The sequence below is a fragment of the Arthrobacter sp. MYb214 genome, assembly GCF_002979865.1.
Taxonomy (GTDB): domain Bacteria; phylum Actinomycetota; class Actinomycetes; order Actinomycetales; family Micrococcaceae; genus Glutamicibacter.
Map to the genome: position 1 here is coordinate 80,191 of NZ_PCPZ01000001.1, position 14,751 is coordinate 94,941.

16 protein-coding genes and 1 pseudogene are annotated in these 14,751 nt (G+C 63.3%); 14 read left to right on the forward strand and 3 right to left on the reverse strand.

Annotated features, from left to right (window positions below):
- The first annotated feature begins 117 nt into the window (after positions 1–117).
- Complete coding sequence (locus CQ012_RS00355; protein ID WP_105658071.1) at positions 118–678, forward strand: MarR family winged helix-turn-helix transcriptional regulator; 561 nt, start codon at positions 118–120, stop codon at positions 676–678.
- A 20-nt stretch (positions 679–698) separates the two neighbouring features.
- On the opposite strand, the gene CQ012_RS00360 is transcribed toward CQ012_RS00355, so the two are convergent.
- Both CQ012_RS00360 and CQ012_RS00365 read right to left on the reverse strand, forming a co-directional pair.
- Positions 699–2,147 carry an SDR family oxidoreductase gene (locus CQ012_RS00360; RefSeq protein ID WP_286134523.1) on the reverse strand — a complete coding sequence of 483 codons (1,449 nt, stop codon included), beginning with the start codon at positions 2,145–2,147 and terminating at the stop codon, positions 699–701.
- Positions 2,148–2,158: 11 nt separating this feature from the next.
- On the reverse strand, positions 2,159–2,917 hold the full coding sequence (locus CQ012_RS00365) for a TspO-related membrane protein (protein WP_105661106.1): 759 nt from the start codon (positions 2,915–2,917) through the stop codon (positions 2,159–2,161).
- 185 nt (positions 2,918–3,102) lie between these two features.
- On the opposite strand from CQ012_RS00365, the gene CQ012_RS00370 reads away from it, so the two are divergent.
- The 10 genes and pseudogenes from CQ012_RS00370 to CQ012_RS00410 all read left to right on the forward strand — a co-directional run bounded on the left by CQ012_RS00370 (position 3,103) and on the right by CQ012_RS00410 (position 9,931).
- Positions 3,103–3,591: a MarR family transcriptional regulator gene (locus tag CQ012_RS00370; RefSeq protein ID WP_181148977.1), complete on the forward strand. Its 489-nt coding sequence runs from the start codon at positions 3,103–3,105 to the stop codon at positions 3,589–3,591.
- Positions 3,592–3,603: 12 nt separating this feature from the next.
- Positions 3,604–4,707: a polyprenyl synthetase family protein gene (locus CQ012_RS00375; RefSeq protein ID WP_286134524.1), complete on the forward strand. Its 1,104-nt coding sequence runs from the start codon at positions 3,604–3,606 to the stop codon at positions 4,705–4,707.
- Between the two features lie 5 nt (positions 4,708–4,712).
- Positions 4,713–5,657, forward strand: coding sequence for a phytoene/squalene synthase family protein (locus CQ012_RS00380; protein ID WP_105661109.1), 945 nt, complete (start codon positions 4,713–4,715; stop codon positions 5,655–5,657).
- Positions 5,648–5,716: pseudogene (locus CQ012_RS17955) on the forward strand (hypothetical protein); the annotation flags it as partial. The gene CQ012_RS00380 and the pseudogene CQ012_RS17955, both read left to right, overlap by 10 nt.
- Positions 5,717–5,719: 3 nt before the next feature.
- Positions 5,720–7,246: a phytoene desaturase family protein gene (crtI, locus tag CQ012_RS00385; protein ID WP_353616142.1), complete on the forward strand. Its 1,527-nt coding sequence runs from the start codon at positions 5,720–5,722 to the stop codon at positions 7,244–7,246.
- A complete protein-coding gene (locus tag CQ012_RS00390; RefSeq protein WP_105661111.1) occupies positions 7,243–7,605 on the forward strand; it encodes a lycopene cyclase domain-containing protein in 363 nt (120 codons plus the stop codon). Before crtI ends, CQ012_RS00390 begins: the two co-directional genes overlap by 4 nt.
- Positions 7,595–7,915, forward strand: a complete 321-nt coding sequence (locus tag CQ012_RS00395) for a lycopene cyclase domain-containing protein (RefSeq protein ID WP_105658079.1) — start codon at positions 7,595–7,597, stop codon at positions 7,913–7,915. The genes CQ012_RS00390 and CQ012_RS00395 overlap by 11 nt, the downstream gene beginning before the upstream one ends.
- Entirely contained in the window at positions 7,912–8,775 is an 864-nt protein-coding gene (locus CQ012_RS00400; RefSeq protein WP_105661112.1) for a prenyltransferase, read from the forward strand. The genes CQ012_RS00395 and CQ012_RS00400 overlap by 4 nt, the downstream gene beginning before the upstream one ends.
- Before the next feature lie 26 nt (positions 8,776–8,801).
- Positions 8,802–9,326, forward strand: coding sequence for an isopentenyl-diphosphate Delta-isomerase (idi, locus tag CQ012_RS00405; protein WP_105661113.1), 525 nt, complete (start codon positions 8,802–8,804; stop codon positions 9,324–9,326).
- A gap of 80 nt (positions 9,327–9,406) precedes the next feature.
- Positions 9,407–9,931: a hypothetical protein gene (locus CQ012_RS00410; RefSeq protein WP_133834691.1), complete on the forward strand. Its 525-nt coding sequence runs from the start codon at positions 9,407–9,409 to the stop codon at positions 9,929–9,931.
- An 81-nt stretch (positions 9,932–10,012) separates the two neighbouring features.
- Here the strand turns inward: CQ012_RS00410 and CQ012_RS00415 are convergent, their stop codons facing one another.
- Positions 10,013–10,474 carry a hypothetical protein gene (locus CQ012_RS00415; protein WP_105658083.1) on the reverse strand — a complete coding sequence of 154 codons (462 nt, stop codon included), beginning with the start codon at positions 10,472–10,474 and terminating at the stop codon, positions 10,013–10,015.
- Between the two features lie 619 nt (positions 10,475–11,093).
- Here CQ012_RS00415 and CQ012_RS00420 point away from each other — a divergent pair.
- From CQ012_RS00420 to ilvC, 3 genes are all read left to right on the forward strand, one after another.
- The gene (locus CQ012_RS00420) at positions 11,094–12,977 is read left to right on the forward strand and encodes an acetolactate synthase large subunit (protein WP_105661115.1); all 1,884 of its coding nucleotides are present in this window, start codon (positions 11,094–11,096) and stop codon (positions 12,975–12,977) included.
- Between the two features lie 3 nt (positions 12,978–12,980).
- A complete protein-coding gene (gene ilvN, locus CQ012_RS00425; protein ID WP_105658085.1) occupies positions 12,981–13,499 on the forward strand; it encodes an acetolactate synthase small subunit in 519 nt (172 codons plus the stop codon).
- A gap of 122 nt (positions 13,500–13,621) precedes the next feature.
- A complete protein-coding gene (ilvC, locus tag CQ012_RS00430) occupies positions 13,622–14,653 on the forward strand; it encodes a ketol-acid reductoisomerase (protein WP_013348730.1) in 1,032 nt (343 codons plus the stop codon).
- The last annotated feature ends 98 nt before the right edge of the window (positions 14,654–14,751 follow it).

Consider the following 14,751-nt stretch of genomic DNA (forward strand, 5'->3'; position numbering starts at 1 on the left):
ACTGAACCCTGCGGTCTGATTCCATCGGCCGCAGGGTTTTTGCATGCATCCGCAGCGGTTGACCAAGCGTATGATCCAAATAAGGCAAGCGGCCGCGATCCGAGGAGGAGGGGCACCATGGCAGCCAAGGAACTGCCCACCATGTATGGGCTTTCTGAATCCGATCCTGGCCAGGACCTGATCAAGCGGGCGGGCATAGCCCCTGCCAATCTGGAGCAAATCGACCGCATCATGGCTGAAATGGGCCGGATGCGCCAGATCGAACGCCGCATCATGCGCAGCTCCCAGCAGTTCATGAAACTGAACGAAACCGACATGCGGGCGATCCGCAAGATGATCTCCGCCAAGCATGCGGGCCAATCCGTCACCCCGGGTGCGCTGAGCCAGTATCTGGGAATTTCCAGCGCATCGGTCACCAAGATGATTGACCGCTTGGAAGCCCACGGCCATGTGCGGCGCACCAGGCATCCAACCGACCGGCGTTCGCAATGCGTCGAGGTCACCGAGGAAACCCACCTGGCAGCACGGGAGCAAGTGGGGCGGCACCATGCCAAGAGATTCGAAGTGGCCAACGCGATGAGCCCCGAGGAGCGGGACGTAGTGATCCGGTTCCTTGCCGGGACCTCCGATGCCTTGGAAAGCAGCCTCGATTCAACGACTGCCGGCGAAGCGGACTAGTACCGGGACGTGCTGGATCCTCAGCCAGCCGCCTGCTTTTCCGCATCGCGCACAATGTTCTTGATGGTGACCGGGAAAATGGCCCCATGGAACGGGTATACCGCCCACCAGTAGCAGCGTCCGGCCAAGCCCCGCGGGAAGAACACCGCTCGCTGGATCAGTTCGCTTCGCCCGTCAGCTCGCTTGTCGATCCGGTAATCCAGCCATGCCTGGCCCGGGGCACGCATCTCCGCGCGCAAGCGCAGCAAGCTGTTTTCCTCCAGGGCTTCCACGCGCCACCAATCCACCACATCTCCTAGTGCCAGCGTGCTGTGCGAGCGGCGTCCGCGCCGCGACCCCACGCCGCCTGCCAGTTTGTCCATCAAGCCGCGCAGCTTCCACAGGGCGGGGAAGGCGAAATACGGTGATTCCCCGCCGAGCCGATGCAGCACGCTGAAGAGCTGCGCCTCGGTTGCCGTGGTGCTGATGCGGCGGATGTCGGTGTAGGCCTTGCGCCCTGACCAATCCGGATCAGAGGGCAGCGGTTCGGCGGGTGCCGAAATCGGCTGGGCGGTAGCCCAACTGGTTTGCACCGCGTCGGCATCCATCTTCTCCAGTGCCAGCTGCACCGCTCGCGGATAATCGCACAAGCCCTGGGCCGGCGGGGCAATCAGCTTATCGATGTCCCGCGAGCCCATGACGCAATCATGCTGCAGCGACTGCACCAGCGCGGAAGCCAGGGTGTGCGGCAGCGGCGTCACCAGATTCACCCAGTGCGAAGCCAGCCGCGGGGTGAGCAGCGGCAATGGCCAGACTTTCGGCTCGCGCAGGCCGGCCACCTGGGCATAGATCTTCATCAGCTGCGCGTAGCTGTAGGTGCCGGGGCCGCCGATGTCATAGGTTCCCTGCGCGGGCTGCGCCAGCTCGGCGCAGGCCGCCAGGTAGTGCAAGGTGTCGCGGATGGCGATGGGCTGGACCTGGTTCAGTACCCAGCGCGGGGCCGGCATCACCGGCAGCACATCGCTCAGGTGCCTGACCATTTCGAAACTGGCCGAGCCGGAGCCGATCACCAGGCCCGCCTGGAGCACCAGGGTGCTGGCGGCCGCTGACAGGATCTGCCCCACGGCCACGCGCGAAGCCAGATGCTCGCTGAGTTCACCTGCAGGATGCAACCCGGAAAGGTAGACCAGCTGGCTGACGTCCTGTTCGCGTACGGCCTGCGCCATGACCTGCGCGCACGCTTTTTCCTGAGCCGCGAAATCCCGGGTCCCGGACATCGAATGCACCAGGTAGTAGAGCAGGTCCGCGTCCTTGCAGAGCTTGGCCACTGCGTGCTCATCTTGCAGGTCGCCCTCGACGATCTCGACTTGGCTGCGCCACGGGGTATCGCGCAGGCGCTGCGCGTCACGGGTGAAAACCCTGACCTGGTGCCCGTTGCGCAAGAGCAGGGGCACCAGTCGTCCGCCGATATATCCGGTTGCTCCGGTCACTGCTATCAGGCTCATGGAGTTCGAACACCGCGCTTGCGCCAGGCGATCACCATGGATCCGAGCAGGAGCAGCGCGGCGCAGCCCAGCGCGGCGTACCCGGCCAGTTCAGACTGATTGGTTCCGGACAGCCGGCTCACGCCGATCCAGCCCAGGCCCCAGGCGATGGCCAAGGCGGTGAAGATCCTGCCCGAGTAGGCGGTGGTGCCCAGCCCGATGGCCGCTGCGACCACCAGCAGTGCCACTGCCGCTCCTGGTGCCCAGGAGGCGTCCTGGCCAAAGCCCAGGGAGAGCAGCCATGCGGAGGTGTTGGCGATGCTGGCTACGCAGACCCAGCCCAGGTAGATGCCGAAGGTCAGCCACATGATCCAGTATTCGGTGCGCGAAGACGGGGTGCCTGTCACCATGATGGTCAGCATCCAGGCCAAGCACGCGACGAGGATGAAGATCACCGCGACGCTGGCCCCCAGCCAGCCCAGCTGGACCACGGTAATCCATGCGGCGTTCAGCAATGCGGAAAGCAGCGCGGGAATCCGCAGCTTGGCAGCCCAGGCCGAGCGGCGTCCGGCGGGGGTGAGCTGGAAGATGCCGTAGACGGCCAGCCCGGCGTAGATCACGCTCCAGATGGAGAAGGCCGGACCCGCGGGGGCCAGCAGCGTCGAGTCAGCGCCCAGATAGCCGCCGGCTGCCTGCTGGACCGGAGTTCCGCCCAGGGCCCCGCTTCCGATGAATGAAACGGCAATGGCCAGGACCAGGGCAATCGCCGTGAACACCGGCAGTGCCCAGGATGTTGCTGACGCGGGGGCTCGACAGGGAAAATTCGGGGAATCCGTGGAACTGCTCATCGTGTGCTCCTGATGTCGGTTGAAAATTTTCCCGCTTCGAGTCGACAAAACGAGATAGTTAAACCATGATGTATCTAGAAAAGCTAAATATCAACTACGCGAGAGAAGTTATCATGGATTGTTCACGTCCGCTGATTGCCTCGGAAGTGTTCCGGTTGTTGCTCAAGCTCCAGCGGTCCTATGCACTGAGCGAAGCGCGCCTGCGCCACAGCCTTGACCTGAACGATACAGATTTGCGTGCGGTGAACCTGCTGCGTTCCATGCAAACGCCCAGCTCCGGGGAACTGGCCCGCGAACTGGGAGTGTCATCGGCAGGAATCACCTCGGTCCTGGACCGGCTCGAAGTCCGCGGGATGGTTGAAAGAAGGCACCATGCCGCGGACCGGCGGCGCACCCTGGTAGTCCCGGGGCGCAATTTCCCGGTGTCCACCGGGCCAGGGCAGGTGCTGCTGCGCAAGCTGCACACGTTCTACGCGCAGCTGGACGAGCCGTCCCGCAGGAATCTGGGCGCCCTGCTCGAAGAAGCCCGGCGAGAGCTGGAAACGCGGGACACCGTGACCAGCGAAGAGAACCAAGCAAACCCCACCACATCCTTTCAGTAGGGAACCATGAGAATGCACACCACCACACACCAGGCCCCGCAGGCCGCAGCGGCTGGCGCGCCAGCCTCAGGCGGGCTCATCGATGCACCCACCCGGCGCGCCATCAGCGATCGGCTGGAACTGCTGGCCACGCAGGCCCAGCGCCGCAGCGCCGCCTACTCCGCGCAGACTGCGCTGCTCTGGTCCCGGATCTCCGAACGGCTGGCTACCGGCAAGCTGATGCGCCCGGGGCTGGTAATGCTCGGCTACCGTGCCTTCGGCGGCCGCAATGAGGCCCGCGCCATCGACCTGGGCTGCGCCTTCGAGTTGCTGCACGCCGCCTTGCTGATCCACGACGACGTGGTGGACCGCGACTTCGTGCGCCGCGGGGAAAAGACCATCTCGGCGCTCTACCGCGACCACGCCATCGCCAGCGGCCGGAACCGGGCCGATGCCGAGCATGCGGGCAATTCCGTGGGAATCATCGCCGGGGACCTGCTGATCAGCGAAGCGATCAAGCTTGCGGCCAGGGCCTCGGCCGGAAGCGACAGCGAGGCCGGGGTCCAGCAGGCCTTCTTCCAAGCCATCGAGCAGGCAGGGGCCGGAGAGCTCGAGGACCTGCTCTACTCGCTGGCCCCGGCTCCGGCCACCACCAGCCAGGTGCTGCGCATGGAACAGATGAAAACCGCGGCCTACTCCTTCCAGCTGCCGCTGCAGGCCGGAGCGCTGCTGGCCGGGGCGCACCCCGGGCAGGCCGAGGCCCTCGGTGCAGTGGGCTGCCAGCTCGGGGTGGCCTACCAGATCATCGATGATGTGCTGGGCACCTTCGGTGACCCGGCACGCACCGGCAAGCCGGTGGAATCGGACTTGCGCGAATTCAAGAGCACCATCTTGCTGGCCCTGGCCAGCGAGCAACCCGAATTCGCCAAGCTGCTGGGCGGATTCCGCGAAGGAACAGTGGATGCCGGCCGGATCCGCCAGGAACTGGCCGCGCAGGGGGCCGAGCGCTTCGCCCGGCAGCTGGCCCAGCAGCTGTGCTCGCGGGCCACCGGCTCCGCGGCCTTCCTGGACCTGCCCGAGGAAGCCCGGACGCTGCTGCGCGAATGCACCGGCCTGATCCTGGATCGAAGCAGCTGAACGCCATGAATCCTGACAATTCCCCAAACAGCACCGCAGGCACCGCCGCCTTGGAGCACTATTCGCGCACCGCCCAGCGCAGCGCCAGGGTGGTGCTGGGCGAATACTCCACCTCGTTCTCGCTGGCCTGCAGGCTGCTGGATGCCGCCAGCGCCCGGCACATCGCCAATATCTATGCGCTGGTGCGCCTGGCCGATGAAATCGTGGACGGGGTGGCCTGCCAGGCCGGCCTGGACAACCAGGCCATCGCCGCCTGCCTGGACGAGCTGGAAGCAGAAACCCTGCGCGCCATGGAACGCGGGTACAGCACCAACATGGTGGTCCACGCTTTCACCATTTCCGCCCGGGCCACCGGCATCCACGCCGAGCTCACCGCCCCGTTCTTCGCCTCAATGCGCGCGGACCTGGGCACCGGGCAGCATGATGAGCGCAGCTTGCAGGACTACATCTACGGCTCGGCCGAAGTCATCGGGCTGATGTGCCTGCAGGTCTTCCAGGCGATGCCCGCCGCGCCGGACTTGACGCCTGCCCAGGCGCAGCGCGCCAAGCACGCCGCCCGCAGCCTGGGCGCGGCCTTCCAGAAGGTCAACTTCCTGCGCGACCTGGCGGAAGACAGCGAAGATTTGGGACGCAGCTACTTTCCCGGCCTGGACCCGGCAGGATTCGATGAGCCAAGCAAGGCGAAGCTGGTTGCGCAGATCGAGCAGGACCTGGCCCAGGCCCGTGCCGGCCTGCCCTACCTGGCCCCGTCCGCTGCCCGGGCGGTGCGCCTGGCCCATGACCTGTTCCGCGAACTGAACTCCCAGCTGGATAAGGCCCCGGCCTCCCAGCTGCTGCGCACCCGCATCTCGGTCTCCGCCCCGCGCAAGGCGCTGATCGCCGCCCGCGTGCTGCTGGGCACCCGGGGCACCACCGGCCGCAAGCCAAGAATGGAAGTAGCAAGCAGATGAACCACGCACAAAGAGAAGTCGTAGTCATCGGGGGCGGATTCTCCGGCCTGGCCAGCGCCGGGTTGCTCGCCGCCCGGGGCTGCAAGGTCACCTTGATCGAGCAGCAGCCGCATCCAGGCGGTCGCTCCGGACGCCTGGAGCGCGACGGGTTCCGCTTCGACACCGGCCCCTCCTGGTACCTGATGCCCGAGGTCTTCGAGCACTGGTTCAAGCTCATGGGCACCAGCGCCAGCGAACAGCTGGAGTTGCGCGAACTGGCCACCGGCTACCGGACCTTCTTCCAGGACCGCGAAGAACCGGTGGATGTCGGAACCGGCGCTGCGGCCAGCGGACTCTTCGAAGCCCTGGAACCGGGCAGCGGCCCAGCCTTGGAGCGGTACCTGCGCACAGCGAAGGAGGGTTATGAATTGGCCTTGGAGCATTTCCTCTATGACGATTTCAGCTCGCTCACCTCCCTGCTGCACCCAAGGATCCTGCGCCGGACCCCGCAACTGGCCCAGCTGCTGGCCTCCAGCCTGGAAAGCCATGTCGCCCGGCGCTTTTCGAGCAACGAGATCCGCCAGCTGCTCGGATACCCGGCGGTGTTCCTGGGCTCCAGCCCGAGCCGCACCCCTGCGCTCTACCAGCTGATGAGCCACCTGGACCTCACCGACGGGGTGAAATACCCGATGGGAGGCTTCGCTGCCGTTGCCGATGCCATGGCCGAACTGGCACGGAAACACGGCGCGGCCATCCATTTGGGCGCCACCGCAACGGCCATTGAAACCAGCGCAGGAAAAAATCCACGGGTCAGCGCGGTGCGCTGGATCGACGCGCACGGCAGGCAGCAGCGCACCCCGGCGACCCATGTGATCGCAGCCGCCGATGTGCGCCACCTGGAAGGCCATTTGCTGCCCGAGGAGCTGCAGACCCATACCGCCAAGAGCTTCCAGCGCAAAGACCCCGGCCCCAGCGCGGTGCTGCTCTGCCTGGGCATCAGCGGCAAGCTGCCGCAGCTGGAGCACCACAACTTGCTGTTCACCACCGATTGGAAAGAGAATTTCTCGCGGATTCGCCAAGGGCGGATGCTGGAGGCGGAAACCAGCATCTATGTCTGCAAGCCCAGTGCCACCGACCCCTCGGTGGCCCCGGAAGGCTGCGAGAACCTGTTCATCCTGGTTCCGGCTCCGGCCATGCCCGAATGGGGGATCGGCGCAGCCGATGGGGCAGGAGATGCCGCGGTGGAAGCGGTGGCCGACGCGGCCATCGACCAGCTGGCCGCATGGGCTGGCATCAAGGATCTTCGCGAGCGGATCGTAGTGCGCCAGAGCATCGGCCCGGGGGACTTCCTCCAGCAGTACGGCGCCTTCAAAGGCGGTGCGCTGGGCCTGGCCCATACCCTGGGGCAAAGCGCCATGCTGCGTCCGGGCAACCGCAGCGCCAAGGTGGGCGGGCTGCACTATGCCGGCAGCACCGTGCGCCCTGGAATCGGCGTGCCGATGTGCCTGATCAGCGGGGAACTGGCTGCCAAAGCGGTGCTCGGGATCAAGGCCGCGGGGCCCATGGACGAAAACTTCGCGGCCACGGTGCGGCAGGAGGCAGGAGCATGATCTACCTGGGCATCTTGCTGGCACTGCTGGCCTGCATGGGGCTGCTGGACGCGAAGGGAAAGCTCTTCATCTTCCGCCACCCGGTGCGCGGGATCCTGGCCCTGGGGCTGGGCACCGGATTCTTCGTGCTCTGGGATGTGCTGGCCATCAGGCAGGGCATCTTCCTGCACAAGGAATCAGAGCTCATGACCGGAATCATGGTGGGCGAGCAGTTCCCTGTGGAAGAAGTCTTCTTCCTGGTCTTCTTGTGCTATTGCGCCATGATTGCCTTCACCGGGCTGCCAGTGCTGGCCGGAATGCTGCGCAACCGGAACCAGAAAGCACCCAAGCGCACGTTAGGGGAGAACCATGTTCCTTGAATTGAGCTTCTGCTTCCTATTTGCGGCCATGGCCGTCTTTGCCGCCGGTCTGGCCGCCAGCAAGCAGCGCCTGCGCTCGGTCGCCAAGCCGCTGGGCGCTGCCATGGCCTTGATGCTCGTGCTCACCGCGATCTTCGACAACCTGATGATCTACGCCGGGCTGTTCGGCTACGGCAGCGGGACGCTGTCCGGGGTGCATCTGGGCCTGGCCCCGATTGAAGACTTCTTCTACGCCGCCTGCGCGGTCTTCCTGGTTCCCGGGCTGTGGTGGCTGCTCGGTGCCCGCAGCCACAGAAAGGACGCTTCATGATCCGCGGAATCGTATTGAGCTCACGCCCCATCTCCTGGGTGAATACCGCCTACCCGTTTGCCGCCGCCTATCTGCTGGCCGGCGGCGGGATCGATTGGCGTTTGGTCCTGGGCACGGTGTTCTTCCTCTTCCCCTACAACCTGCTGATGTACGGCGTGAACGATGTCTTCGACTACGAGTCGGACCTGCGCAATCCGCGCAAGGGAGGAATCGAGGGGGCGCTGCTGTCCAGGCAGAGCCATAAGGCGCTGCTCGTCGCCTGCGTCCTGTGCGCCGCGCCGTTCCTCGCGGTGCTCGTGGCGGCCGGGGATGGCGCAGCCAACCTCGTTCTGGCCGTGTCCATCCTTGCGGTGCTGGCCTACTCCGCACCGCGGCTGCGTTTCAAGGAAAGGCCCGGGCTGGACTCGCTGACCAGCGCGGTGCACTTCGTCTCTCCGGCGGTCTACGGGTGGGTGCTGGCTGGCGCCAGCGTGCAGGCCGAACAGTGGCTGGTCTTCGGCGCGTTCCTGCTCTGGGGGATGGCCAGCCATGCCCTGGGCGCAATCCAGGATATTGTTCCCGATCGCCAAGGCGGGCTCTCCTCGATCGCCACCGCCTTGTCGGCCCGCACGACCATCTACCTGGTCTTGGCCGCCTACCTGCTGGCCGGAGCGCTCGTGGCGGTGGGCCTGTCGGGCCTTGGCCGCTGGGCGGCGGTGCTGGCCCTGGCCTATGTGCTCAACGTCCTACCCCATCTTGGAATCAGCGATGCAAGCTCGGGTACGGTTAATCGAGGATGGAAGAGATTCTTGTGGATCAACTACCTGTGCGGTTTCCTGCTGACCATGCTCCTGATCTTTTCGGCACTTTTCACCTACTAGACCCGGATGGGGATTCAAGGATTTCAATGGACGTCATTTTGCTTTCGGATCAAGGCCAGCCTATTGGCACGCACCCGAAAGAATTGGTTCACACCACGGATACCGTGCTGCACCAGGCATTCTCCTGCCATGTGCAGAATCAAGCTGGCCAGGTGCTGGTGACGCGTCGTGCCCTGTCCAAGGTGACCTGGCCAGGGGTCTGGACGAACTCCTTCTGCGGGCATCCCCAGCCCGGCGAGAGCTTCGAAGAAGCCATTACGCGCCACGCGGCCCATGAGCTCGGCTTCAAGGTCAGCCGCATCGAATCGGCGCTGCCGGACTTCCGCTATCGCGCCGTGGATGCCTCGGGCATTGTGGAAAACGAAATCTGCCCGGTCTTCACCGCGATAATCGGCAGCGAGATCTCCGCTAACCCGGACGAAGTCATGGACTACTGCTGGGTGGATCCGGCACAACTCGGTGAAGCCCTGCGCGCCACCCCCTGGGCCTTCAGCCCGTGGCTGGTGATGCAGGCTGCAGGGATGTCCCTGTACCAGGTCGAGCAAGGCTGATTCCGGGCCCGCCGCCGGCGTGGAATCCGTGCAGGGTGATTCCTGTGGAATTGTCCGGGTCATTGGCTATGCTCGATTGCATGGTGCTTCAAGTAATTTCTGCCGGTATCCAGCGGCACGGCGCGGCCATCCATGCGTTACGCAGGGCCAGTGTGGTCGCCGGTGGCCTGGTGCTGGCTTCGTCCCTGGCCAGCTGTGCCCCGCTCCAGTTCGAAGCATCCGCGCAAACTCCTAGCGTGAGCCAGCAGATCGCGGCCTTGCCGAAGTATGCCGACAACCTCCAGGAAGTCGAAGGGCGCCAGGAATGGGCGGATCAGAAGATCTTCCAGTACCTCAATGGCCAGGGCGCCGCAGGCTTCCATTCATTCGCCCAGGATTCCATCCAGTACGCCACCGTGGGGTGGCTCTCTCCGGTCCAGGGCGTGCTCGCCATTGTGGTGGAGGGCAGTGATTGGATCGCGGAGGGCAGTGCTGCCGGCTATGCCGAGCGGGTCATGACCTCCGTCGGCTACGAATCAATCGAGTTGGACCGGGTTGAGATCCTCACCGTCGAAGGGCAGCTGCTCGCCTCCGACTACCGCGGGAATCATCCCGGGGCTTTGTAAGCGAAAAGGCCATCTCGCCGCGTAGCTCGTAATGGAGCTAGCTGGCGGGATGGCCTTTGCTATCGGGAATTCTCTTGCTGGCTATACGAAGTTCTCGGTGCCTTCGATGGTGTTCATGAAGTGGTCCATGAAATCAGCGAAGTCCTCTGCATCTGATTTCTGGTCAATGGTGGCACCAATGCTGATGGCATCATCGACATGCAAGTCGATGCTCGGCGCTTCGGGAATGCTGAAGCGGAACACCCGGCCCGAAGAGATCGCGATTTCGTAGCCGCCATCGCTGAGCTCGGCGAGCTGGTTCACATTCGTATTGTTGATGTTGATCGCATCCTCGGATGCTTCCAAGCTGCTGGCATTCACTGGCGCAATAATCAGTTCCGCTGGTTGGCGCCGATATCCAATGACCTTGAGCCCTCCGGAGCCGGCGATGCCGGTGCCCGCCACGAGATTGTAGCTGGCGAAGTTGGGGATCTGCGAGTCGAAGGCCTCATGGAGGCGGGCCTTTACCTGCTGGGTTGGATTTTCGTCTGGGCGCTTGTCCATAACTAATACTCTACCGATAACTTTGGACAATTTGACCAGTCGCAACATTTATCGAAATGTGTCATCGGCTCGTCATGGGTTATCTGATTGGTCATATTGACTTCTAGAATGGGATTAATGAGCCAGGATGCTGATTGAGTCGCCAAGCCATGCGCCCGTGTGGCCATCGACGGAACTCATGCCTTTCCCGGCTCAACGCTGCAAGCGAAACCAACTGCATGGCAGGGGATTTCCTTGGAGCAAGGGGTGCGCAGCGCGAGCGATGCGCATTCCCGGCAGTTGGTGCTTGTCTCCAGCTAATCCCGTTTCGACAGGCGCTTTTGGTGCCTATGAAGCGAAAAAACCAAGTCTTGTTTGCGGTGTCGCGTCCAAGGCTTGGACATCCATCTCATATAATGAGATAAACAGGGTGTCTAGTTGCTCTTTGCCGTGAGGTGGAGAAAACTAGAGGCATGCAAACAAACACCGATGTACTACTAGTTATCAGGCGCGGAGCCTGAGGCACTGTCCAACACCACGGACAGTACGTCGGTAACGCGCAAGCCCCCTTTCGTCAGTAGTGACGGCCGCGGGGCGTTTTTTATGCGCAAACGAAGAGATAGATATGGAAAGGATCCCGATGAGCAACTCAACACCCGCCAATCCGGCGTCGGTTGCGAAGTCAATCAATCGAACCAAGGATGCCGCCGCCGCTGTCTCTTCCGTCGTGGAGGCTTCGAACCCGGTACAGGGTCCGAATAATATCGTTGCTCCCACACAGATGACGGGCTCACAAGCCATCGTCCGCTCGCTGGAAGAACTGGGCGTCAAAGACGTCTTCGGATTACCAGGTGGGGCCATCCTTCCCACCTATGATCCACTGATGGATTCGACCAAGATTAACCACATCTTGGTCCGCCACGAACAGGGTGCCGGCCATGCCGCACAGGGTTACGCCATGGTGAGCGGGGAAGTGGGCGTATGCATCGCTACTTCCGGACCAGGCGCAACCAACCTCGTCACCGCACTGGCCGATGCCAATATGGACTCGGTACCAATGGTGGCAATCACCGGTCAGGTCAATAGCGCTTTCATTGGCTCTGACGCATTCCAGGAAGCAGACATTGTCGGCATCACGATGCCGATTACCAAGCACGCTTTCCTGGTCACCAACGCGGAAGACATTCCGCGCACGCTGGCCAGCGCGTTCTACCTGGCGCAGACCGGCCGTCCCGGTCCGGTGCTGGTGGATATCACCAAGGATGCCCAGCAGAGCGACATGACCTTCTCATGGCCGCCAAAGGTCGACCTGCCTGGCTACCGTGTGGTCACCCGCGGACACAACAAGCAGCTGCGCGAAGCCGCCAAGCTCATCGCTTCGGCAACCCGCCCGGTGCTGTATGTTGGCGGTGGCGTGATCAAGGCCAACGCCCATGAGCAGCTCAAGGAATTCGCGGAATTCGTCAACGCTCCGGTGGTCACTACGCTGACCGCACGCGGTGCCTTCCCGGACTCGCATGAACAGCACGTGGGCATGCCAGGCATGCACGGTGCCGTCTCTGCGGTCACCGCACTGCAGCAGTCGGATTTGCTCATTACCCTCGGCGCCCGCTTCGATGACCGCGTCACCGGCGTGCTCTCCACCTTCGCGCCGAACGCGAAGGTGATCCACGCCGATATCGATCCTGCGGAAATCTCCAAGAACCGCGTGGCCGATGTGCCGATCGTCGGCTCGCTGGATGAAATCATCCCGCAGCTGCACGAGGCCTGCGCCTCGCGCTTCGAGAACGAAGCCCAGCAGGATCTGGCTGGCTGGTGGGGACTGCTCAACCGCCTGCGCGAAACCTACCCGATCGGCTACACCGAAACCCACGATGGCCTCTCGGCTCCGCAGAACGTCATTGGGCGCATCGGCGAGCTGACCGGTCCGAAAGGCGTCTACGTGGCAGGCGTGGGCCAGCACCAGATGTGGGCAGCGCAGTTCGTCAAGTACGAGCGCCCGCGCTCGTGGCTGAACTCCGCCGGCCTGGGCACCATGGGCTACTCGGTGCCTGCCGCCATGGGCGCCAAGGTGGCGCAGCCGGACCGCGTGGTCTGGGCCATTGACGGAGATGGCTGCTTCCAGATGACCAACCAGGAACTGGCTACCTGCGTGATCAACCGGATCCCCATCAAGGTTGCCATCATCAACAACTCGTCGCTGGGCATGGTCCGCCAGTGGCAGACCCTGTTCTACGATGGCCGCTACTCCAACACCGATTTGAACACCGGCCACGGAACCGCCCGGATTCCGGACTTCGTGAAGCTGGCCGACGCCTACGGCTGCGTGGGCCTGCGCTGCGAACGCGACGAGGATATCGATGCGACCATCCAGAAGGCATTGGAAATCAATGACCGTCCGGTAGTCATCGACTTCGTGGTCTCGGCCGACTCCATGGTGTGGCCAATGGTCCCATCGGGAGTCAGCAACGACCAGATCCAGATTGCCCGCGGCATGACCCCTGAATGGGAAGAGGAGGACTAGGACATGGCAAAGCATACGCTTTCGGTACTGGTTGAAGACGTTCCCGGCGTGCTCACCCGCGTCGCCAGCCTCTTCGCCCGCCGTGCCTTCAACATTCACTCGCTGGCCGTTGGTCCCACGGAAATTGCCGGCATCAGCCGCATGACCGTGGTGGTGGACGCCGAAGGGGATTCCCTGGAGCAGGTCACCAAGCAGCTGAACAAGCTGGTCAACGTCATCAAGATCGTGGAACTGCTGCCGGAAACCTCGGTGCAGCGTGACCACATCATGATCAAGGTGCGCGCCGATGCGGCGACGCGACTGCAGGTCACCCAGGCCGCGGAGCTGTTCCGCGCATCGGTGATCGACGTATCCACGGACTCGCTGGTCGTTGAGGCCACCGGCAATGCGGCGAAGATCGAAGCACTGCTGGCAGTACTTGAGCCATTCGGCATCCGCGAGATCGTCCAGGCCGGAACGCTGGCCGTGGGACGCGGAACCAAGTCGATGAGCGACCGTGCCCTGAAGACGCTGTCCGCCTAAGCGCACAACGACTTCAAGAGACACGAACTACAAATTTAGGTATTTGGCACCTAGCTTAGAAGAAAGCAACAGTGCCTAAGCACAAGACTTCTTTACCAGAAGCACAAATAAGGAGAATTACAGTGGCTGATCTGTACTACGAAGACGACGCAGACCTCTCGATCATCCAGGGCAAGAAAGTAGCTGTCATTGGCTACGGCTCCCAGGGCCACGCCCACGCACTGAGCCTGCGCGACTCGGGCGTCGAGGTTATCGTCGGCCTGGCTGAGGGCTCCAAGTCCCGTGCCAAGGCCGAGGCCGAAGGCCTGAAGGTAGCTACGGTTGCCGAAGCAGCGGCTTGGGCAGATGTCATCATGATCCTGACCCCGGACCAGGTCCAGGCCCAGGTCTACACCGAGTCGATCGCCGAGCACCTCGAAGAGGGCAACGCGCTGTTCTTCGGCCACGGCTTCAACATCCGCTTCGGCTTCATCCAGCCACCAGCCAACGTCGACGTTGCACTGGTTGCTCCCAAGGCACCAGGGCACACCGTGCGCCGCGAATTCGAAGCCGGCCGTGGCATCCCTGACCTGATCGCCGTGGAGCAGAACTTCACCGGCGGCGCCAAGGAACTGGCACTGTCCTACGCAGCAGGCATCGGCGGCACCCGTGCCGGCGTTATCGAGACCACCTTCACCGAAGAGACCGAAACCGACCTGTTCGGCGAGCAGGCTGTGCTCTGCGGTGGCACCTCCCAGCTGGTCCAGTACGGCTTCGAGGTCCTGACCGAAGCTGGCTACAAGCCGGAAATCGCCTACTTCGAGGTGCTGCACGAGCTGAAGCTGATCGTTGACCTGATGTGGGAAGGCGGCATCGCCAAGCAGCGCTGGTCGATCTCCGACACCGCTGAGTACGGCGACTACGTCTCCGGCCCACGCGTGATCACCCCAGAGGTGAAGGAAAACATGAAGGCTGTGCTGGCTGATATCCAGTCCGGTGCTTTCGCCAACCGCTTCATGGAAGACCAGAAGGCCGGCGCTCCGGAGTTCAAGGAACTGCGCGCCAAGGGCGAAGCCCACCCAATCGAGACCACCGGCCGCGAACTGCGCTCGCTGTTCTCCTGGATCTCGGATGCATCCTCGGATGATTACGTAGATGGTTCGGTAGCCCGCTAATCATGCGGCTGCCTGCATAATCTGCACACAATAAATCGACCTCGGTTGCTTCCCATTTGGGAAACAACCGAGGTCGATTTTTCAGTCTGCTGGGTCGG